The sequence below is a fragment of the Paenibacillus sp. FSL W8-0426 genome, assembly GCF_037969725.1.
GTDB classification, from domain to species: domain Bacteria; phylum Bacillota; class Bacilli; order Paenibacillales; family Paenibacillaceae; genus Paenibacillus; species Paenibacillus hubeiensis.
Window position 1 is genome coordinate 646120 of record NZ_CP150203.1, and the last position, 21808, is coordinate 667927.

Here is a 21808-nt window from a genome sequence, read left to right on the forward strand (position 1 = left end):
ATGAACCGATGTGTACCAGAGAGCGGGGTGCAAGGCATGAATATACCGATTCAAATCAATGAAAACAGCGCTGAACCTTTATATCACCAAATTGAAAACCAGTTAAGGTCATTAATCATTACTGGCCAATTGGGGGAGGGAACACATTTGCCGTCCATTCGGGAGTTTGCGGGATCGCTGAATTGCAGCGTCATCACGGTTCGCCGGGTGTATCAGGACTTGGAGAACGAGGGATTACTGCGCACCAAGCAGGGAACGGGTACATTTGTTGCCAAGGTCGAAGCGGGGGATCGGGAAAATTATAAATTTACGGCGGCCAGGGATGCGCTGCGCGCTGCGGTTCAGGCAGGCAAGTCGGTCGGTTGCGATGAAGAAGAGATGCTAACGTTGTTTAAAGAAGTTGTCGCAGACGTTTACAATCCGAAGGCAAGGGAGTGATGTGCTGATGGAAGCTATGGCGGTTCAATTGAAGGGTGTCTCCAAAATGCGAAAGCGCAGAATGATCGGTCCGATTGACCTGAACATTCCGGAGGGGTATGTCGTGGCCATTCTCGGCCATAACGGATCGGGCAAAACCACGCTGCTGAACATGCTGCAGCAGATCGTGCTGCCGGATGCGGGCGAGATACGCTGGTTTGGCCAAACTCATGCTGGAGAACTGCCCCTTGACATCAAGCAGCAGATCGGTTTCGTGACCGACGGCGCGGTGGAAGAAAATCATGTGACTGCGAAGGATGCGGCCCGATTCCGTGCCTACTTGTATCCTCGCTGGGACATGGACCTGTTCAATCGGCTTATGGATGAGATGGAAGTTCCGCAGGACGTGAAGCTCATTAAACTCTCCAAAGGAGAACGCCGCAAATTTGAAATTGCTGCCGCTTTGGCCTCAAGGCCGAAATTGCTGCTGTTGGATGAGCCATCCTCGGGGCTGGACCCCTTTGCATGGAAAACGATGGTGGATCAGTTCCGCCGCTTCATGGAAAACGGGGACACCACCATATTGATTGCTACGCATATTGCCGATGAGGTGAAGCGATTAGCGGATTACATCATATTGATGAACCGCGGACAGTGCTTGGGCATCGCGGAGAAAGACGTCGTTCTCGACCAGTGGAGAGAGGTCTGGTACGAAGGGGACTTGAAGCCGGAGAGCATCCCGGGCGCCGTCGACTCGTACCGTGAAGCCGGCGGACTCATTCGGGTGATCACGACAAGGATCAGCGAAGCGCGAGAGCGACTGGATTTGGCCGAAGCAAACATTTTGAAAGTCCGGAACCTTGAGCTCGATGAGGTGCTGGAGTTTTGGATTGCCGGATACGCTCCGGCACAATGGAGATCACCGAAGGGAGACGATGAACGATGAATCGACTGGCATTGAGGCAAGTCGTCAAACAGTATGCAGACAAAACGGCGGTTAACGGAGTCACGCTTGATGTGGCTGAAGGTGAGATTTATGGCTTGTTGGGGGCGAATGGAGCGGGGAAAACGACGACCATGCGCATGGTATTGGGCTTGATTCACCCGGACGGCGGCGAGATTCGCTATAACGGCAAACCGTACAATGCGGAGCTGCAGCAAATCATGGGTTACCTTCCCGAGGAACGGGGGTTATATCCCAAAGTGAAGGTTAGCGAGCAGATCAATTACCTGGCACGTTTGCGCGGCATGAGCGGCAAGGATGCCGACAAAAGCCTGAAATACTGGCTCGAACGTTTCGAAGTGCCCGAATATTACGATAAGAAGATTGAAGAGCTTTCCAAGGGCAATCAGCAAAAAATGGGCTTCATCGCGGCCGTGGTGCATCGGCCTCAGATTCTGATTTTGGATGAGGCGTTCAGCGGTCTCGATCCGGTCAACGTAGAATTGCTCAAATCGACCGTAAAGGAGCTGCGCGATGAAGGAACGGCCATTCTGTTCTCCACGCACCGGATGGAGCATGTGGAAGAGCTTTGCCGCCGGATAACCATTCTCCATCGTTCCAACACGGTCGTTCAGGGGGATATCAAGGAGATCAAAGGCCGATATCCGCGCGAGCAGGTGTATTTAAGCACTACTGGCCAAGTGAATGGTTTGGAGCAGTTGTCTGGCGTCACCAAAGTGGACCGTACGGAGAACGGGTATCAGATCCGAATCGGACAAGCGGAAGCGGCTCAGGAGATTCTCAGGTTGGCCATGTCGCAGACGACGGTAGAACATTTTGAAATCAAGGAACCAACGTTGAACCAAATCTTTATTCGTGAGGTAGGTGAGTCGAATGAATAAGATGGGCACGATTGTCGGCTTTACGTTTAAGAATAAAGTCAAAACGAAGTCTTTTGTGGTCACAACCATAGTGCTTGCGCTTTTGATTTCCATCGGCATTAATATTCCGTATTTTATCAATATGTTTAATGGCGGCTCGGGCGGTGAAGGAACGAGTGCCAATCCAGTCAACATCGGTTTGTTGAGCGAAGGCCAGGATGAGATCGCGAGCAAGCTGCAGGCATTCTCCGCAGCGCAGGGAGATCAGGCTTATCGTTTCGTATCCGATGAAGGCAAGGATGAAGCCGCTTTGAAGGCCGACGTGGAGTCGGAATTGCTGGACGGGTATTTGAAACTGGAGCCTGCGACGAACCAGAGCTTCCCGCAGCCCGTACTCTATTCGGCAGAAGACGTCTCTCCGCAAATTATCGCTTCCATTGAAGCTGCCCTGCAGAGCGTGAAGTTGGATGTCATTACGCAGAACACGTTGACTGCAGAACAAAAGGCATTGATCAGCACACCCGTGAAGGTGACTGCGCAAAGTCTCGAGGCAGGCCAGAATGGCGCTGCTGAAGAAGGCGGCAACGGCATGAGTCCGATCAACTATGTTGTGGTTTACCTGCTGATCATCCTGTTGTTTACGTCCACGATGATGACGGGCAATATGATCGCTTCCGAGATCACAGCCGAGAAGAGCTCGCGAATCATGGAGATTTTGATCACGAGCGTGTCCCCGCTCAGCCAGATGTTCGGCAAAATCATCGGGATTTTCCTGGTGGGCATGCTGCAGATCGGCATTTTCGGAGCGGTGATCGCAGGGAATATCATGCTGCCTCACAATCAAGGCGTATTGAGCGAATTCAGTATGAACCTTAGCGACGTGAACGTGTCCGTCATTGTATATGGTTTGATCTTCTACATTCTGGGTTACTTCCTGTATGCCGTGTTGTTTGCGGCGATTGGTTCGATGGTAAGCCGTACGGAGGAGCTTGGGCAGGCGGTGCTGCCGATTACGATGCTGTCCCTGGCTTCCTTTTATATCGCGCTCTTTAGCATTTCTGCACCCGACATTTTGCTTTTGAAAGTAGCTAGCTTCGTGCCGTTCACTTCGCCTACGGCGATCCTGGTACGCATCGGGGCGGGCGTTGCGCCGACATGGGAGATTTGGGTATCGCTGGCCATTCTGGTCGTATCGATTCTGGCCTTTGGCTGGTTGGCGGCAAAAATCTACCGCACCGGGGTCCTGATGTACGGCAAACGCCCAACATTCAAGGAGCTTTTCAAAGCCATGAAGGCGTACAAAATTTAATATTGAAGACAGCATGCTTGTGCTTGGCTTGCTTGTTAACTGCTGCTGCTGTTTGCTTGCTTGCTTGCGGCGGCGCTTGCTGCCACTGCTGGCTGGATGCTTTCTGCGTGCCGCCATCACCACTGTTCCTCGTGTAAGCATGTGGTGGTGGACGGTTCGTGGAAGTTCGGGAGTAGGGAGACTCACGGGTCGAGGTTACTGCGCTGGAATCAAGTGGCACCAATCTAAATCTTAATCCGTAGTAACTTAAGTGTCTTATCATCATTTTTTTAAAATACTATATTCCTTAAAGGAGAGTACATAATATGAAAAACTGGAAACGCATGCTCTTGTCCCTGACGATCTCGGTCGGTTTGCTCGCATCTGCAGTGCCGGCGATGGCCGCGCCGCAGCAGACATCGGTGAAAGTGAATGACGAAACGGTTAAGTACACGGTGGGTGCACCGGTTAACGATAAAGGAACAACGCTTGTGCCGCTGCGCTCCACACTGGATGCCATGGACGTGAAGCTGACGACGGCAACGGATGATACGATTACAGCCGTGGTTAACGGCAAGACGATTACGCTGAAAAGCAAGCTTACGCGCATCAATGGCGTAACGTACGCGCCGATCCGCATCGTTGGAGACGCTGCAGGTTACGAAGTTAACTGGGATGCGAAGACGCGTACGGTATTGTTGGTTTCCAAAGGCGGGGCAACAGAAACCGTTCAGACCGGCGGACGCGGCTTTATGTGGGAAGTCGAAAGCAATGGTAACACGGTATATCTGGTAGGCTCGATGCATATTGCAGATGATAGCTTCTATCCGTTGCGTAAAGAATTTGAAGAGGCATTTGCCGAGGCGGATTATCTTGGAGTAGAGATCGATATCAGCAAAGCGGCGGATGAAGCTCAACAGAAACTGGTGCTCGATCTGGGATCGTACCAAGATGGCACAACGCTGAAGGACCACATCTCCAGCGAGACGTATGCTCAACTGGGAGAGATTTTGAAGAAAAACGGAATGGAGCCGAATGCGCTGGATACATTCAAGCCGTGGGTTGTAGAGAGCACGCTGGCAAGCCTGAAATCCATGAAAGCAGGTTATGAAGCTTCCGCCGGAGTAGATCTGTACTTCATTCAGAAAGCGATCGAGCGCAAACTTCCGGTCATCGAACTGGAGTCGTATGAATCCCAACTGGGCATGTTCAATAGCTTCTCGAAAGAGCTGCAAGAAAAAACATTGAAAGCGACATTGGACAATTTTGACGTGCTGGATGACAGCGTGGATCAAATGGCTGAAATGTGGAAAACGGGCAACGACGAGCAGCTGCTGGAGCTGACGAACAGCTTCTCCGATGACGAGGAATACAACAAAGCGATGCTGATCGACCGGAACATCGGCATGGCCGACAAGATCGACGGATACCTGAAAAACGGCAAAGGCGAAGAGTATTTCATTGTAGTCGGTGCAGCGCACTACCCGGGCGATCACGGGATCGTGAAGCTGCTGGAGGATAAAGGGTATAAAGTAGAGCGGAAATAAAAAACCAAAGGGCCGATATGGATAAATATCGGCCCTTTGGTTTTTTTTGAAGATAAACCTATTGTTTTTGCATATTTAGGTGCCCATTCAGGTGTTCCATGCTTTTTGAAGTAATATAGTTTGTTTATATATTCATTTAAAACTTTCTGAGGGCTCCTTCATTTCTCTAAACCAACGACGCCCGCTTTGTTTTCGAGATTATTATTTTCTGGCTGGTGCTTCTGGAGCACTAGCCTTTTTTACGGTTAATTGCTGTTGGAATCTTCCTGATTCTTCAATTTATCCATTTCAGCGAGCGTCATTTCGTTGCACTGGCGGATGAATTCAAGGATCAGAGACGTTTGCTGCTCATCGTACCGCGACAGGATCTGAAGTGTGGACTGCATAACCGATTGGAACAGAGGGGAAATTTCGGCGGAACGCCCTTCCGCAGGCTTGACCACCACTCGTCTACGATCGTTCGGATCTTTATCCCTGGTGACATAGCCGGCCTGCTCTAACCGATCGATAACATTGGTCACGGCGCCTGTCGTCAAACCGGTTAATTGGGCCAATTGTCCGGCGGTTACGGCACCAGTACGGTTTAAAAAGTCCAGACACTTGTGATCGGTCGCATTCAACCCCAATTTTTCCGAAATGAGCTGGTGAAGCATAACGGCTCGCGCGCTGTTTTGGCGCAATTCGTAAAGCAAAGCCTGTTGCGATGGAGATAGGTCATGAAACTCTAGGGAATTGCCTCTTGACATAGCGAAACCTCCAATATAAGATTAAATTATCTTAATTGATTAAGATATATAATGAATTAAGAAAATAAGTAAATTAAGAATTTTATGAAGTCAGTATATCACAATGCTAAATGACCGCAAATTATTTTTGACGAAGAACGGAGCAATTGGGGAATGGGGACGGCCGATTCACGTGTCTACCAGCCTGGTTCACGCCAACAAGCTGAATGAATCCGCTAACCTGACAGCCTAAGCGGCTTTGCACGGCTTCAGCCGCATGTTGGCGGTGGAGCTGGCAGCGGGATATTTTATAACGTGGGCATACCTGAACTGACGTGAACGGAATGGGTAACGCACGTGTTGCCGCAACAGATGCTCAATGATATGCGCGATCGTTTCCGACAGGACGATCGGGCACCCCGATGACGTCGCGAATCTGATCCTTTATCTGGGACGCCGCGAACAGTTTTGTCAATGGTGAAGAAATCCGCGTTACCGGCGGAAAATAACAATGAGGTGCGTGCATAATGATGGAAAATCGCAATGTACAGGGTGTAAGCGAGATCGAATATTTGTTTGAGAAGCTGAAGCTGGCCTGGGACAGAGGGGATGGAGAGGCCTATGGGGCCTGTTTCACGGAAGATGCCGACTATGTCACGTTTCAGGGGGAGCATCTGCAAGGGAGAAAAGCGATTGCCGATACGCATCAGCAGCTTTGGAACAGCGTGCTGAGAGGATCGACTTTGGAAGGCGAGATTAAGAAGATTCATTTCATTACGCCGGAGTTCGCCATTTTTCATGGATTGGGTACGGTCAAACTCAGATGGCAAAAGACAGCGCCGAAGAAAAGAGACTCCATTAACACGAATGTCGCCGTTAAACAAAACGGCGAGTGGAAAATAGCCTCTTTCCAGAATAGTCGAATTTCGGGTCCGGGCCTTATGCAAAAAATATTTACGAAGCTCAGCAAGTAACCCCTGCCTGTAGAGAGAAAGAGACGCATTGTTCGAAACCAGTGGATCGTCAACGGGGAAGTTTATCCGTATACGCCGACCTTTGTCGTCAAAGAAGGCGAGACCATTAAAACGATCTTTATCAATAAAAGTTTATCGGAGTATCCGATGCACCGTCAGACCTGAGAATGATATTTTAAGAAGACAGCCGGTTAATTCGTGAACTGCACCCCAATTGTTTAGACACCATCTAACAATTGAAGGTGCAGTTTTTTTGTCCAAATTTAATTTAGACTTGAAGATAGAAGCTATTCATCAATATTTATCAGGAATGAAGGGATTAAAAGCATTGCGAAATCCTTAAGTATTGATCATGAAGTCCTCCGTAATAAAGACGGTCTGTCTTCTTGGAAAGTACGTCGAGTCGATAGACGTTTTTCTTATTATTTGTTTCCTGGAATATATGCTCTGCCGTAACGGGCTTCCTCCGCCCATTTTGCCGATTCGATGCCTTCAACCGGACCGTGAAGCAGCGGGTCGTCAGTAGAGGACATCCATTGTTCCACTTTGGTACGAAGTTCCCGGGCTATCTCAGCATAATCGGGGTCGTCGATCAAATTGGTATATTCAAGCGGGTCCTTCTCCAGATCATACAGCTCCTCAGGCTCGTTGGGGACATAGAACTCTTCACGGACATCCGGCCCCGAGATGCTGCGGTGAATATCGACAGTGATTCTATCCAAGATCGTCGATTTCCAAGGGATAGCCCAAAACAAGATTGATAGCTCCAATCCCATTCAAATGGTAGCCCAAGCTGGCATTATTAAAGTTATGGTAATGGGGACCTCAATGCAAAGGGCACAGCCTCAAGAGCGGAAGCGTTGCAACTGATCCTTAATACTTTAAAGCTGAACTCCAAAATCAAAACGATGCTTGAACTTTTATAAAAGAAATGAAGAAGCACACAAGGCGCCTTGATTTGCAGGCGCTTTTTTCTTTTCTTCAACGAACGAGCAATTTTTTTAGAATTTACATAAAATTAACAATGTTTAAAATTGCAATGATAGTTCTCCCCTATAATCTGGTGAGCTGAAAAAGGAATCTAACATAAAGGGGACAGGCTAAGCCAACTACATGAAAAACATAAAAAAAATCGGAATTTCAGCAGCAGCACTTGCTTTGTTAACGTCTGTAGCGGTAATTGATGTTTATGGTGCGGGCTTTAAACGAACGATCGAGGTATCCGAGCAGTCCGTCAATGTGATCATAAATGGACAAAAGATGGAAGGAGAATCATTTCTCTACAATGGGGTAACCTATGTACCCGCGAGAGCGATCGGGGAAGCGTTAGGCAAGGAGGTAGGCTGGGACGAAAATACCCGCTCGGTGTTAGTGGGCCAGCAAGTGAATGATACGCAAGGGTACCGTGGGACCAAGACGCCATATCCTTTTAAGGAAACGACGTATACATCAGTTCCGGAAGGGTACAAGCCTGTGTTTGTCAATTATGTGGGAAGACATGGCTCCAGGCACTTATCTGCCTCCAAGTACGATAAAACGCTCTTGGAACTGCTCCAAATTGCTGAGAAGGATGGGCAGATCACCGAGCAAGGAAGAGAATTGAAAAATGAGATCGTAAAATTGATGGCAGTGGAAAAAGACCATTACGGTTTGCTTTCCGCCTTGGGTGAAGAAGAGCTGGAGGGGATCGGAGCCAGACTGGGTCAAAACTTTAAAGATATATTCAGTCCGGATAAAAAAATCATTGCACAAGCTACCTTCAAGGATCGGACGCCTCAGAGTAGAGACAACTTCTTGGAGGGACTTCAGAAAAGCCTGGGAGACGAAAACCTGGACATTCGTACATCCACCTTCGAAGAAGGGAAAGATCCGTATTTAAGACCATTCGACATCGCGACGAAATATAACGAATATGCAGAAGATGGGGAATGGGTAAAGCTGTTTGAGGAATACGCCTCACAGGAAACAGGCACGCGATATGCGAAGGAGCTTCTTTTACAATTCATTTCACCAAGTTTTTATGAAAGGTTGGAAGCCGGGGAGTTTAAGCTGAAGGATGATAAAGGAAAGGTTAAACTGAGCAACCCGACAGATGCCGCCTCCAATCTATATGAACTGTACATCATCTCTTCTAATTTAAAAGAGGAGGGTAATTTTGAGTTCGGCAAATATTTCACTACAAACCAATTAAAGTGGTATGAAAGCATCGACAATATCAACGACTTTTATGAAAAAGGACCATCCCTAACGTCGACTGATTTGCCACAGAATATCGTTGCGCCTTTAGTTAAAGAATTGATTAATTCCACAGACCAGTCTCTAATGGAAGGAAATACAGCTGGAGTCTTCCGGTTTGCCCATGCAGAAACCATCATTCCTCTTTCCTCATTCTTGGACATTAAAGGCGCTAATGTCAGCGTAGATGATCCGAAGGAAGTGAGTACAAAATGGGATGGTTCCGTCATCTCCCCGATGGGTGCCAATATCCAGTGGATCCTGTATTCCAACGGTAAAGATTATCTTGTTAAGATGCTGCGCAACGAAGAAGAAATTGCTTTCCCGATTGAAACGAATAGTTATCCGTACTACAAATGGGATGATGTCAAAGCATATTATGAAAATAAGCTGAAATCGGTTGGGGTAGATATGGACAGCAGTCTGGAAGATGATATTAAGCTGTTGCAAGAAAAGTTTTAACTGAGGTTATCATTATAGAGGGTACCAGGGGCTGCTAATGTTTAGCGGCCTCTTTATTAGATGTTCCACATACGATGAAGCTCACGGGGATGGAAACGATGATCGCCTGAGGCGGAGCATTTATGTGTTGTAATTTTATAGCTGGAGCATCGGCAAAATAAAGTTTTTTTGAGAAACCTATTTACAAGTGCTGAATGTCTATGGTATATTCTTATTCCGGCCAAGAAAACATCGAGAAACATGGTGCGGCAAGCAAAGCAAATAAGCTTCGAGAAAAGAAACTTAAAAAATTGCTTGCAAAGTTGGTTCGGGTGTGATAAGATATAAGAGTTGCTAAGGACAACAACTTAGTAACGAAAACGAAGTTTGATCTTTGAAAACTGAACAACGAGTGAGTAATGCGAAGGTTTTTGGTACATGTCGTATGACTGTATGAAAACCGGAGCAACATTGAGATATTTTATCTCGTCAGATTCAAATGAGCTAATCGCTCTTTTCAATACCTCAGATGATTTTCATCGCGATTAACCTCGTGACCGAAATTCATCTTTATTGGAGAGTTTGATCCTGGCTCAGGACGAACGCTGGCGGCATGCCTAATACATGCAAGTCGAGCGGAGTTGATAGGAAGCTTGCTTCCTTGATGCTTAGCGGCGGACGGGTGAGTAACACGTAGGCAACCTGCCCTCAAGCTTGGGACAACTACCGGAAACGGTAGCTAATACCGAATACTTGTTTTCTTCGCCTGAAGAGAACTGGAAAGACGGAGCAATCTGTCACTTGAGGATGGGCCTGCGGCGCATTAGCTAGTTGGTGAGGTAACGGCTCACCAAGGCGACGATGCGTAGCCGACCTGAGAGGGTGATCGGCCACACTGGGACTGAGACACGGCCCAGACTCCTACGGGAGGCAGCAGTAGGGAATCTTCCGCAATGGGCGAAAGCCTGACGGAGCAATGCCGCGTGAGTGATGAAGGTTTTCGGATCGTAAAGCTCTGTTGCCAGGGAAGAACGTCCTTGAGAGTAACTGCTCAAGGAGTGACGGTACCTGAGAAGAAAGCCCCGGCTAACTACGTGCCAGCAGCCGCGGTAATACGTAGGGGGCAAGCGTTGTCCGGAATTATTGGGCGTAAAGCGCGCGCAGGCGGTCATTTAAGTCTGGTGTTTAATCCCGGGGCTCAACCCCGGATCGCACTGGAAACTGGATGACTTGAGTGCAGAAGAGGAGAGTGGAATTCCACGTGTAGCGGTGAAATGCGTAGAGATGTGGAGGAACACCAGTGGCGAAGGCGACTCTCTGGGCTGTAACTGACGCTGAGGCGCGAAAGCGTGGGGAGCAAACAGGATTAGATACCCTGGTAGTCCACGCCGTAAACGATGAATGCTAGGTGTTAGGGGTTTCGATACCCTTGGTGCCGAAGTTAACACATTAAGCATTCCGCCTGGGGAGTACGGTCGCAAGACTGAAACTCAAAGGAATTGACGGGGACCCGCACAAGCAGTGGAGTATGTGGTTTAATTCGAAGCAACGCGAAGAACCTTACCAGGTCTTGACATCCCTCTGACAGGTACAGAGATGTACCTTTCCTTCGGGACAGAGGAGACAGGTGGTGCATGGTTGTCGTCAGCTCGTGTCGTGAGATGTTGGGTTAAGTCCCGCAACGAGCGCAACCCTTGATCTTAGTTGCCAGCACTTCGGGTGGGCACTCTAAGGTGACTGCCGGTGACAAACCGGAGGAAGGTGGGGATGACGTCAAATCATCATGCCCCTTATGACCTGGGCTACACACGTACTACAATGGCCGGTACAACGGGCTGCGAAGCCGCGAGGTGGAGCTAATCCTAAAAAGCCGGTCTCAGTTCGGATTGCAGGCTGCAACTCGCCTGCATGAAGTCGGAATTGCTAGTAATCGCGGATCAGCATGCCGCGGTGAATACGTTCCCGGGTCTTGTACACACCGCCCGTCACACCACGAGAGTTTACAACACCCGAAGTCGGTGGGGTAACCGCAAGGAGCCAGCCGCCGAAGGTGGGGTAGATGATTGGGGTGAAGTCGTAACAAGGTAGCCGTATCGGAAGGTGCGGCTGGATCACCTCCTTTCTATGGAGAATCGTCTTCTGCGATGAAGACATTCAAATAAGCAGCTCAGCTGCACACTTACTCACTCGTTGCTCAGTTTTGAGAGTTCAAACTCTCAAACACATGCTCGTAACTTTCGACCGACACATTCCGTGAACGGCCTGAAAGCAAGCGAGATTGTTCCTTGAAAACTGGATATCGAAACGAAAAATGCGAATTAGAACATTCCTTTTCGGATGAATGCTCATTCGGTTCAAGCAACCGATGAACAATCATCCTAGCTGAACTTGTGTCAACAAGTTTATATATTAGTGAAAACTGCATTGCTCATCCGAGCAATTGGTTAAGCTACTAAGAGCACACGGAGGATGCCTAGGCGCTAGGAGCCGATGAAGGACGTGGCGAACAACGATACTGCCTCGGGGAGCTGTAAGCAAGCTTTGATCCGGGGATGTCCGAATGGGGAAACCCAGCTGGCGTAATACCCAGTTACTCTTGTCTGAATACATAGGGCAGGAGAGGCATACCAGGGGAACTGAAACATCTAAGTACCCTGAGGAAGAGAAAACAACAGTGATTCCGTCAGTAGCGGCGAGCGAACGCGGAACAGCCCAAACCAGAGAGCTTGCTCTCTGGGGTTGTGGGACGTCTCACATGGAGTTACAAAGGAGCCGGTTAAACGAAGAGGTCTGGAAAGGCCCGCCATAGAAGGTAAAAGCCCTGTAATTGAAAGTTGGTTCTCTCCGAGACGGATCCCGAGTAGTGCGGGGCACGTGAAACCCCGTATGAATCCGGCAGGACCATCTGCCAAGGCTAAATACTTCCTAGCGACCGATAGTGAAGCAGTACCGTGAGGGAAAGGTGAAAAGCACCCCGGAAGGGGAGTGAAATAGAACCTGAAACCGTGTGCTTACAAGAAGTCAGAGCCCGATCTATGGGTGATGGCGTGCCTTTTGTAGAATGAACCGGCGAGTTACGTTCCCGTGCAAGGTTAAGGTGAGAAGCCGGAGCCGCAGCGAAAGCGAGTCTGAATAGGGCGAATGAGTACGTGGACGTAGACCCGAAACCGGGTGATCTACCCCTGTCCAGGGTGAAGGTGCGGTAACACGCACTGGAGGCCCGAACCCACGCACGTTGAAAAGTGCGGGGATGAGGTGGGGGTAGCGGAGAAATTCCAATCGAACTCGGAGATAGCTGGTTCTCCCCGAAATAGCTTTAGGGCTAGCCTCGGAAAACAGAGTCGTGGAGGTAGAGCACTGATTGGGTGCGGGGCCCGCAAGGGTTACCAAGCTCAGTCAAACTCCGAATGCCATAGACTTACTTCCGGGAGTCAGACAGTGAGTGCTAAGATCCATTGTCAAAAGGGAAACAGCCCAGACCATCAGCTAAGGTCCCCAAGTGTGTGTTAAGTGGGAAAGGATGTGGAGTTGCACAGACAACCAGGATGTTGGCTTAGAAGCAGCCATCATTTAAAGAGTGCGTAATAGCTCACTGGTCGAGTGACTCTGCGCCGAAAATGTAACGGGGCTAAACACACCACCGAAGCTATGGCTTGATCTTATGATCAGGGGTAGGGGAGCGTTGTATAAGGGTTGAAGGTGTACCGTAAGGAGCGCTGGACATTATACAAGTGAGAATGCCGGTATGAGTAACGAAAAGATCAGTGAGAATCTGATCCGCCGAAAGCCTAAGGGTTCCTGAGGAAGGTTCGTCCGCTCAGGGTAAGTCGGGACCTAAGGCGAGGCCGAAAGGCGTAGTCGAAGGACAACAGGTCGAAATTCCTGTACCACCGTAAATCGTTACGAGCGATGGGGGGACGCAGTAGGGTAGTGACGCAGGCTGATGGATGCCTGTCCAAGCAGTGAGGCTGGTTAGTAGGCAAATCCGCTAACCGTAAGGCTGAGCTGTGATGGGGAGTGAAAATTACAGTAGCGAAGGTCATGATCTCACACTGCCAAGAAAAGCCTCTAGCCAGATGAAGGTGCCCGTACCGCAAACCGACACAGGTAGGCGAGAAGAGAATTCTAAGGCGCGCGGAAGAACTCTCGTTAAGGAACTCGGCAAAATGACCCCGTAACTTCGGGAGAAGGGGTGCCCCGGTAGTGTGAATAGCACGAGGGGGCCGCAGTGAAAAGGCCCAAGCGACTGTTTAGCAAAAACACAGGTCTGTGCGAAGCCGTAAGGCGAAGTATACGGGCTGACGCCTGCCCGGTGCTGGAAGGTTAAGGGGAGCGGTTAGGGAGTAATCCCGAAGCTGTGAACCGAAGCCCCAGTAAACGGCGGCCGTAACTATAACGGTCCTAAGGTAGCGAAATTCCTTGTCAGGTAAATTCTGACCCGCACGAATGGCGTAACGACTTGGGCGCTGTCTCAACGAGAGATCCGGTGAAATTTTAATACCTGTGAAGATGCAGGTTACCCGCGACAAGACGGAAAGACCCCATGGAGCTTTACTGCAGCTTGATATTGAATTTGGGTACGATCTGTACAGGATAGGTGGGAGCCTGAGAAGCATGAGCGCCAGCTTGTGTGGAGGCACCGTTGGGATACCACCCTGATCGTATCTAGGTTCTAACCTGGTGCCCTGATCGGGTACGGGGACAGTGTCAGGTGGGCAGTTTGACTGGGGCGGTCGCCTCCTAAAGAGTAACGGAGGCGCCCAAAGGTTCCCTCAGAATGGTTGGAAATCATTCGAAGAGTGCAAAGGCATAAGGGAGCTTGACTGCGAGACCTACAAGTCGAGCAGGGACGAAAGTCGGGCTTAGTGATCCGGTGGTACCGCATGGAAGGGCCATCGCTCAACGGATAAAAGCTACCCTGGGGATAACAGGCTTATCTCCCCCAAGAGTCCACATCGACGGGGAGGTTTGGCACCTCGATGTCGGCTCATCGCATCCTGGGGCTGAAGTAGGTCCCAAGGGTTGGGCTGTTCGCCCATTAAAGCGGTACGCGAGCTGGGTTCAGAACGTCGTGAGACAGTTCGGTCCCTATCTGTCGTGGGCGTAGGAAATTTGAGAGGAGCTGTCCTTAGTACGAGAGGACCGGGATGGACGTACCGCTGGTGTACCAGTTGTTCCGCCAGGAGCACCGCTGGGTAGCTATGTACGGACGGGATAAGCGCTGAAAGCATCTAAGCGTGAAGCCCCCTCAAGATGAGATTTCCCAATTAGTAAGACCCCTTGAAGACGACGAGGTAGATAGGCTGGGGGTGGAAGTGCAGCAATGCATGGAGCTGACCAGTACTAATCGGTCGAGGGCTTATCCAAAAAAAATGCAGGTTCTAAGATCGTAAGTTTCGTTTCGAATCCAGTTTTCAGAGAGCAATCTCTGAATTGAAAAATCGTTTGGTGGCGATGGCGGAGGGGTTCCACACGTTCCCATCCCGAACACGACCGTTAAGCCCTCTAGCGCCGATGGTACTTGGACCGCAGGGTCCTGGGAGAGTAGGAAGCCGCCAAGCACTTCAAAAACACACTCGAATAATTTCGAGTGTGTTTTTTTATGTTCATTTGAGTGTGTTCATTTCCATACGATGAGGACAGCGATGTGGAGACCTGCTTCAAATTGGTCTAGATTTGTCTGGGTCCGTGAATTTTGAATGCCGGGGATGTGGAATACCGACAGCGATGTCCTATATAATAGGCTTTGGTGATGAAAATGGCTAAAAAAACGGACAAAACGAACGTAATGCGTATCCTCGACCAAATGAAGATCCATTACGAATATAACGTCTTCGACAACGAAACGCAGGATGTCTTTGAAGTGTCCCAATCTCTCGGTAGAGATCCTGCTTGCGTATTCAAAACGCTCGTGACCTCCAATCGTTCGAAAGAATACTATGTCTTCATGGTGCCGATCGAGAAGGAACTGGATCTGAAGAAGGCCGCCAAAGTGGCCGGGGAGAAGGCTTTGGAGATGATTCCTCAGAAGGAGCTGCTGCCTCTCACGGGTTATGTACACGGAGGCTGCTCGCCGATCGGCATGAAGAAGCCGTTCAAGACATATATCGACCAGACCGCAGCAGACGCGGAGCGCATTTATTTTTCGGGTGGGCGGGTTGGATATCAGCTTGGATTGCCGTTAGGCGACCTGCAAAAGGTCATCGACGTGTTTCCAGCGGATATTACTAAGGACTCCTAAACGGTAGCCTTAAGAAGCTCTCCTTTCCACGTATAAGTTTCTGCAATCTCATAAAAGTCTTGTTTTGCTCAAGCGGCCACGATCATTACTTCATTGAACAGTGGCCGGTTATTTATGATGAATAGTTTTCAGCCAGAATGCTTCCAGTTGTTTCATACCTTAGAGGCCAGGTGATGAGGTGTACCCCTTCATTTAATCGTGGTTTATTCGGCTTTTCAGCCAATATTCTTACGCCGGTCAGTCCTTCTGCATTTCCTATTTCAGGGAAAGGATTAGTGTTATCAATCGGTTTCTTCAAAAAAGGGGTTGTCACAGTAAACAAAGTGTGATATTTTTATGTCTGTAACCGGTTACACATTCAGAGGTGAAAAGTTCAATGACAACGATCAAAGACGTAGCGAATTTGGCTGGCGTTTCGGTAGCCACCGTATCAAGGGTCATTAATGAAAGAGGTTATGTTCATGCAGACACTCGCAAGAAAGTGGAGGATGCCATCAAGCAGCTGAACTTTTCTCCAAACGAGGTGGCCCGCTCTTTATACAAGCGCAAGTCCAAACTGATTGGCCTGCTGCTCCCGGATATTGCAAACCCTTACTTTCCGCAGCTTGCACGCGGGGTGGAGGACCGGATGCAGGAACAGGAATTCAGGTTGATTTTCGGAAATAGCGATGAGGATGAACAGAAGGAGCAGGATTACATCCAAACCTTTATTCAGAATAACGTCGTCGGCGTAATTTCTTCAACAAATTATCCTCATTCTCACATATATGAAAGCTTAAAGATCCCTGTCGTCTTCCTGGACAGGACCCCGTTGGACAGTCCGTCCGTATTTGCGGATGGCAGAGAAGGCGGCCGGCTGGCCGCCAGGGAAATTATCAAGCGGGGAAGCCGCCGAATCACGGTCATGCAGGGACCGGCACATATCAAACCTGCGCAGGACCGCTTCAAGGGCGCGATCGAGAGCATTCGCGAAGCCGGTTTGGATTATCGCGTAGTCCAGACCACGTCCTTTTCGATTAATGATGTGGGATTATGGGCGGAAGAGCTTTTTAGCAAGCATGGCGATACGGACGGGGTCATTGCCAGCAATGACATTGCGGCGATGGCAGTACTTCATGAGGCGCTGCGAATCGGCAAAAAAGTACCAGAAGACTTGCAGATCATCGGCTTCGACGATATCCCGATGAGCAGCCTGCTGTCACCGGCTCTATCGACCATCCGCCAACCGGCGTACGAGATGGGAAGGGAAGCGGCCGGTCTGCTGATCAATCTGGTAGAACAAGCGCCCATCGATACAAAACATATACAGCTGCCCGTCAGCTTCATTGAGCGGGGCACGACAAGAAAGGTGAATTCAAATGGCTAAAGTATGCGTAATCGGAAGCAGCTCCATGGATCTGGTCGTTACTTCCTCAAGACGGCCGGGGGCGGGTGAAACCGTCCTTGGCGACAGCTTCAAAACCGTTCCTGGCGGGAAGGGAGCCAACCAAGCGATTGCCGCGGCAAGGCTGGGTGCCGAAGTGTCCATGATCGGCCGGGTAGGCGACGACGCGTTCGGTACAGACATTTTGAACAACTTCAAAGCAAACGGTGTCGATGTGCAAAATGTGAAACCGGTTACACATATGGAGAGCGGAACGGCTCATATCATATTGGCCGAAGGTGATAATAGTATCGTGTTCGTGGAAGCGGCAAATCGCGAAGTGACGCCTGAATATGTCGACGAAGCGGCGAACGTGATCCGCAATGCCGACATCGTGCTCATCCAACAGGAGGTCCCGGAAGAAACGGTTGTTCGCGTCAGCACCATTTGCGCTGAAAGCGGGACTCCGCTGCTGCTTAATCCGGCTCCTGCGAGACCATTACCCGATGAGGTCATCAACAATGCAGCGTATATCACGCCGAATGAGCATGAAGCCGAAATCCTGTTTAAAGGCATGACGCCTGCGGAAGCGCTGCGGAAATATCCGAACAAATTGTTTATTACGGAAGGCAGCAACGGGGTTCGCTACTTTGACGGGGAACAAGAAATCGTCGTGCCGACGTACAAGGTGGAGGCAGTCGATACGACGGGGGCAGGCGATACGTTCAATGCCGCATTTGCGGTCGCTTTGGCGGAAGGCAAGCCGCTCCAAGACAGCGTTAGATTCGCGAACCGGGCTGCATCGCTATCCGTGACAAAGTTCGGGGCACAAGGCGGCATGCCGATGCGACACGAAGTGGAGGAAGGCCTGAAATGAAAAAGCAAGGAATGCTGAACAGCCATATTTCCAAAATACTGTCGGATTTGGGCCATACGGACATGATTGTGATCGCGGATGCGGGCCTTCCGGTTCCTGAGGGGGTTGCCAAAATCGATTTGGCGCTCAAGCTCGGAACGCCGAGCTTTCGGGAGGTCGTCGAATTGATCGCAGACGATATGGTCGTTGAAAAAGTGGTTTTGGCGCAAGAAATTAAGGAGGGCAACCCGGCGGCATTGCGGTTCGTTACGGAGACGTTCGGAAGCGAAGCCGTCGACGTGTCGGTCAGCCATGAACAATTCAAAGCGCTGACCAGGCAAGCCAAAGCGGTCATCCGCACGGGTGAAGCCACGCCGTATGCCAATTGCATTTTGCAATCGGGCGTCATATTCGGTTAAAGGGGGACGGCATCATGCATATTCGGATGCAAGGCATATATAAGGCGTTCGGCACCAATCAGGTGCTGAGCGGAGTGGATTTCGAACTGAAGGAAGGCGAGGTTCATGCCCTCATGGGCGAGAACGGGGCCGGCAAATCCACGTTAATGAACATTCTGATCGGCCTTCATCAACGGGATCAGGGAACGATCGCCATCGACGGCAAGGAAACGTATTTTTCCAGCCCGAAGGAGGCCGAGAAAGCGGGAGTTGCTTTTATTCATCAGGAGTTGAACGTTTGGCCGGAAATGACGGTGCTCGATAATCTTTTCATCGGCAAGGAGCTTACATCGTCAATGGGATTGCTGAATACGCGACAAATGAAAGCGCTTGCCAATGAACAGTTTGCCAAACTGTCCGTGCAAATCCCGTTGGAACGTCCGGCGGGGGAATGCTCTGTAGGCCAGCAGCAAATGATTGAAATCGCCAAAGCGCTAATGACCGACGCCAAAGTCATCATTATGGATGAGCCGACGGCGGCGCTTACGGAGCGCGAAATCCAGAAGCTGTTCGGCGTGATCGCTTCGTTGAAGAAAAACGGGGTGTCCATCGTTTACATCTCGCACCGGATGGAGGAGATTTTCACGATCTGCGACCGCATTACGGTGATGCGGGACGGCAAAACGGTCGATACCAAGCCGATCCCGGAAACGAGCTTTGACGAAGTGGTCCGGAAGATGGTTGGCCGGGAGCTTACCGAGCGGTATCCGTCCCGTCATCCTTCGTACGGCGAAGTGGTTCTGGAAGTGCGGAATGCCAGCAGCAAAGGTTTGTTCCAAAACATCAGCTTTACGGTAAGAGCAGGAGAGATCCTTGGATTTTCGGGGCTGATGGGCTCGGGGAGAACAGAAATCATGCGGGCGATCTTCGGACTGGACGGGATGGACAGCGGAGACATCATGATGCGCGGCAAAAAAGTGAACATCCGGAAGCCGGCAGACGCAGTCAAACACGGCATCGGTTTTATTACGGAAGACCGGAAGGACGAAGGTTTAGTGCTTGATTTCTCCATCCGCGAAAATATGGCCTTGCCGAACTTGTTCAGCTTCTCGAGCAAAGGATTCATTTCCGGACAAAAAGAACAGGATTTCGTCGACACGCTGATCAAGCGTTTGCAAATCAAGACGCAATCTTCGGAGACGGCAGCACGTAACCTGTCCGGGGGCAATCAGCAAAAGGTGGTCATCGCCAAATGGGTCGGCATCGGGCCGAGCGTACTGATTCTGGATGAGCCGACGCGCGGGGTTGACGTGGGCGCGAAACGCGAAATTTATCAGCTGATGAACGAGCTGACGGATCGGGGCGTCGCCATCATCATGGTATCTTCGGAGCTGCCCGAGGTGCTGGGCATGAGCGACCGGATTGCGGTCGTGCATGAAGGACGCATCAGCGGCGAGCTGGCAAGGGAAGAGGCAACGCAGGAAAGCATTATGACATTGGCTACAGGGGGAAAGTAACATGACAACAATGCAAGAAAACCAACCCGCCAAAAGCGGTTTCCGCTTGACGAATGTGACACAGAAACTGGGTCCGCTGCTCGGACTGATCATTCTTATTTTTATCGTATCGGTATTGAATCCAAGCTTTTTGGAACCGCTTAACATTTTGAACCTGCTGCGCCAAGTCTCGATCAACGCGCTGATCGCCTTTGGCATGACGTTCGTCATCCTGACTGGCGGCATCGACTTGTCTGTAGGCTCCATTCTGGCTTTATCCAGCGCATTCGTAGCCAACTTGATGTTGTCCGGTCTTGATCCGATCCTGTCGATCATTATCGGGGTAGCGCTCGGCGGCGTGATGGGTATGGTGAACGGGCTGATGATTACGAAAGGCAAGATGGCTCCTTTTATCGCCACATTGGCAACGATGACGGTATTCCGCGGATTGACGCTGGTGTACACGGACGGAAACCCGATCACGGGATTGGGCGACAGCATGCTGTTCCAACTGTTCGGCCGGGGTTATATGTTCGGTATTCCCGTACCGGCCATTACGATGCTGATAACGTTTGTCATTCTGTGGACGATTTTGCACAAAACGGCCTTTGGCCGCAAAACGTACGCCATCGGCGGCAATGAGAAAGCGTCCATCATTTCAGGCATCAAAGTGCATCGCGTAAAAATCATGATTTATTCGTTGGCAGGCATGCTGTCCGCGCTGGCAGGCGCAATCCTGACTTCCCGCCTGAATTCCGCGCAGCCGACGGCCGGCACATCGTATGAGCTGGACGCCATCGCTGCCGTCGTTCTCGGCGGAACAAGCCTCTCGGGCGGCAGAGGACGGATCGTCGGCACATTGATCGGGGTACTGATCATCGGCGTGTTGAACAACGGTTTGAACTTGCTCGGCGTCAACTCGTTTTATCAAATGGTTGTCAAAGGCGTCGTCATTGCCATTGCCGTCCTGCTGGACCGCAAGAAAACGGCTTAAGGAGAGAAATGAACATGAAAAAATTGACCATATTGCTTGTAAGCGTAATGATGATCGTTCTGGCAGGATGCTCCCTGGAGCCTCCAGGTTGGGCCAAGCCTGATGCTGCCGGGGGCAAAGAGCAGAAAAAAATCGGACTGTCCATTTCCACCTTGAACAACCCGTTCTTCGTTTCCTTGAAGGACGGCGTGGTGGCGGAGGCGGCAAAGCAGGGAATTCAAGTTATCGTAGTTGACGCACAGAACGACTCGGCCAAACAAACCAATGACGTAGACGATCTCATTCAACAGGGCGTAGATGCCTTGCTGATTAACCCTGCGGATTCCGCGGCGATCTCTACGGCGGTGCAATCGGCCAATAGTGTCGGCATTCCCGTAATTACGCTGGACCGTTCCGCAGACAAAGGCGATGTGGCAGCACTCGTTGCGTCCGATAACGTCAAAGGTGGACGAATGGCCGCAGAGTATTTTGTGGAGAAGTTGGGCGAGGGTGCAAAAGTTATCGAGCTTGAAGGTGTACCGGGAGCTTCGGCAACGAGAGAACGCGGAAAAGGGTTCCATGAAGTGGCCGACCAGAAGCTTAATGTAATCGCCAAACAGTCTGCCGACTTTGACCGCTCCAAAGGGTTGAACGTCATGGAGAACCTGCTGCAAGGAAATCCGGACGTACAGGCGGTATTTGCCCACAACGACGAGATGGCGCTTGGTGCCATTGAAGCGATCCAAAGCTCGGGTAAGGATATTCCGGTCATCGGGTTCGACGGCAACGATGACGCGATCAAGTCCATCAAGGACGGCAAGCTGACCGCAACGGTTGCCCAACAGCCTGCACTGATCGGCCAATTGTCGGTACAGGCAGCGATGGATGTGTTGAACGGCAAACAGGTGGAGAAATCCATCCCTGCCGAATTGAAGCTGGTAACCAGAGAAAACGCAGGCGAATAACAGCCCGAAGATCCCGTTTTGGACCCCGTGTCCGAAACGGGATTTTTGCATTTTCATGAGTGTGC

16 protein-coding genes and 3 rRNA genes are annotated in these 21808 nt (G+C 50.4%); 17 read left to right on the plus strand and 2 right to left on the minus strand.

Annotated elements, in window-relative coordinates:
* The first annotated feature begins 36 nt into the window (after positions 1-36).
* The 5 genes from MKY59_RS03010 (at position 37) to MKY59_RS03030 (ending at position 5076) form a co-directional block, all read left to right on the plus strand.
* Entirely contained in the window at positions 37-438 is a 402-nt protein-coding gene (locus tag MKY59_RS03010; RefSeq protein WP_236417459.1) for a GntR family transcriptional regulator, read from the plus strand.
* A 7-nt stretch (positions 439-445) separates the two neighbouring features.
* The gene (locus tag MKY59_RS03015) at positions 446-1363 is read left to right on the plus strand and encodes an ABC transporter ATP-binding protein (protein WP_339275918.1); all 918 of its coding nucleotides are present in this window, start codon (positions 446-448) and stop codon (positions 1361-1363) included.
* Positions 1360-2262, plus strand: coding sequence for an ATP-binding cassette domain-containing protein (locus MKY59_RS03020; RefSeq protein ID WP_236417455.1), 903 nt, complete (start codon positions 1360-1362; stop codon positions 2260-2262). Before MKY59_RS03015 ends, MKY59_RS03020 begins: the two co-directional genes overlap by 4 nt.
* Complete coding sequence (locus MKY59_RS03025; RefSeq protein ID WP_236417453.1) at positions 2255-3550, plus strand: ABC transporter permease; 1296 nt, start codon at positions 2255-2257, stop codon at positions 3548-3550. The genes MKY59_RS03020 and MKY59_RS03025 overlap by 8 nt, the downstream gene beginning before the upstream one ends.
* A gap of 305 nt (positions 3551-3855) precedes the next feature.
* Positions 3856-5076 (plus strand): TraB/GumN family protein, encoded by a 1221-nt coding sequence (locus tag MKY59_RS03030; RefSeq protein WP_339275922.1) that lies wholly within the window; start codon positions 3856-3858, stop codon positions 5074-5076.
* 245 nt (positions 5077-5321) lie between these two features.
* Here the strand turns inward: MKY59_RS03030 and MKY59_RS03035 are convergent, their stop codons facing one another.
* Positions 5322-5822, minus strand: a complete 501-nt coding sequence (locus tag MKY59_RS03035) for a MarR family transcriptional regulator (RefSeq protein WP_339275924.1) — start codon at positions 5820-5822, stop codon at positions 5322-5324.
* A 506-nt stretch (positions 5823-6328) separates the two neighbouring features.
* Here MKY59_RS03035 and MKY59_RS03040 point away from each other — a divergent pair.
* The gene (locus MKY59_RS03040) at positions 6329-6775 is read left to right on the plus strand and encodes an SgcJ/EcaC family oxidoreductase (protein ID WP_236417445.1); all 447 of its coding nucleotides are present in this window, start codon (positions 6329-6331) and stop codon (positions 6773-6775) included.
* Positions 6776-7197: 422 nt separating this feature from the next.
* Here the strand turns inward: MKY59_RS03040 and MKY59_RS03045 are convergent, their stop codons facing one another.
* A complete protein-coding gene (locus tag MKY59_RS03045; RefSeq protein ID WP_339275926.1) occupies positions 7198-7497 on the minus strand; it encodes a sulfatase/phosphatase domain-containing protein in 300 nt (99 codons plus the stop codon).
* Positions 7498-7888: 391 nt separating this feature from the next.
* Between MKY59_RS03045 and MKY59_RS03050 the strand changes: the two genes are divergently transcribed.
* From MKY59_RS03050 to rbsB, 11 genes are all read left to right on the plus strand, one after another.
* The gene (locus MKY59_RS03050) at positions 7889-9472 is read left to right on the plus strand and encodes a histidine-type phosphatase (RefSeq protein WP_339275927.1); all 1584 of its coding nucleotides are present in this window, start codon (positions 7889-7891) and stop codon (positions 9470-9472) included.
* Between the two features lie 549 nt (positions 9473-10021).
* Positions 10022-11573, plus strand: a 16S ribosomal RNA gene (locus tag MKY59_RS03055).
* Positions 11574-11893: 320 nt separating this feature from the next.
* Positions 11894-14818: ribosomal RNA gene (locus MKY59_RS03060) — 23S ribosomal RNA — on the plus strand.
* A gap of 77 nt (positions 14819-14895) precedes the next feature.
* Positions 14896-15012: ribosomal RNA gene (rrf, locus tag MKY59_RS03065) — 5S ribosomal RNA — on the plus strand.
* The 16S, 23S and 5S rRNA genes sit together here, the layout of an rRNA operon.
* Before the next feature lie 197 nt (positions 15013-15209).
* The gene (ybaK, locus tag MKY59_RS03070) at positions 15210-15692 is read left to right on the plus strand and encodes a Cys-tRNA(Pro) deacylase (protein WP_339275928.1); all 483 of its coding nucleotides are present in this window, start codon (positions 15210-15212) and stop codon (positions 15690-15692) included.
* Positions 15693-16068: 376 nt separating this feature from the next.
* Entirely contained in the window at positions 16069-17058 is a 990-nt protein-coding gene (locus MKY59_RS03075) for a LacI family DNA-binding transcriptional regulator (protein ID WP_339275930.1), read from the plus strand.
* Positions 17051-17932: a ribokinase gene (gene rbsK / locus MKY59_RS03080; protein ID WP_339275931.1), complete on the plus strand. Its 882-nt coding sequence runs from the start codon at positions 17051-17053 to the stop codon at positions 17930-17932. Before MKY59_RS03075 ends, rbsK begins: the two co-directional genes overlap by 8 nt.
* The gene (gene rbsD / locus MKY59_RS03085; RefSeq protein ID WP_339275932.1) at positions 17929-18330 is read left to right on the plus strand and encodes a D-ribose pyranase; all 402 of its coding nucleotides are present in this window, start codon (positions 17929-17931) and stop codon (positions 18328-18330) included. Before rbsK ends, rbsD begins: the two co-directional genes overlap by 4 nt.
* 14 nt (positions 18331-18344) lie before the next feature.
* Positions 18345-19826, plus strand: coding sequence for a sugar ABC transporter ATP-binding protein (locus MKY59_RS03090; RefSeq protein ID WP_236420730.1), 1482 nt, complete (start codon positions 18345-18347; stop codon positions 19824-19826).
* Between the two features lies 1 nt (position 19827).
* Positions 19828-20799, plus strand: a complete 972-nt coding sequence (gene rbsC, locus MKY59_RS03095; protein WP_236420731.1) for a ribose ABC transporter permease — start codon at positions 19828-19830, stop codon at positions 20797-20799.
* Positions 20800-20813: 14 nt separating this feature from the next.
* Positions 20814-21743 (plus strand): ribose ABC transporter substrate-binding protein RbsB, encoded by a 930-nt coding sequence (gene rbsB / locus MKY59_RS03100; protein ID WP_339275933.1) that lies wholly within the window; start codon positions 20814-20816, stop codon positions 21741-21743.
* Positions 21744-21808 lie beyond the last annotated feature (65 nt).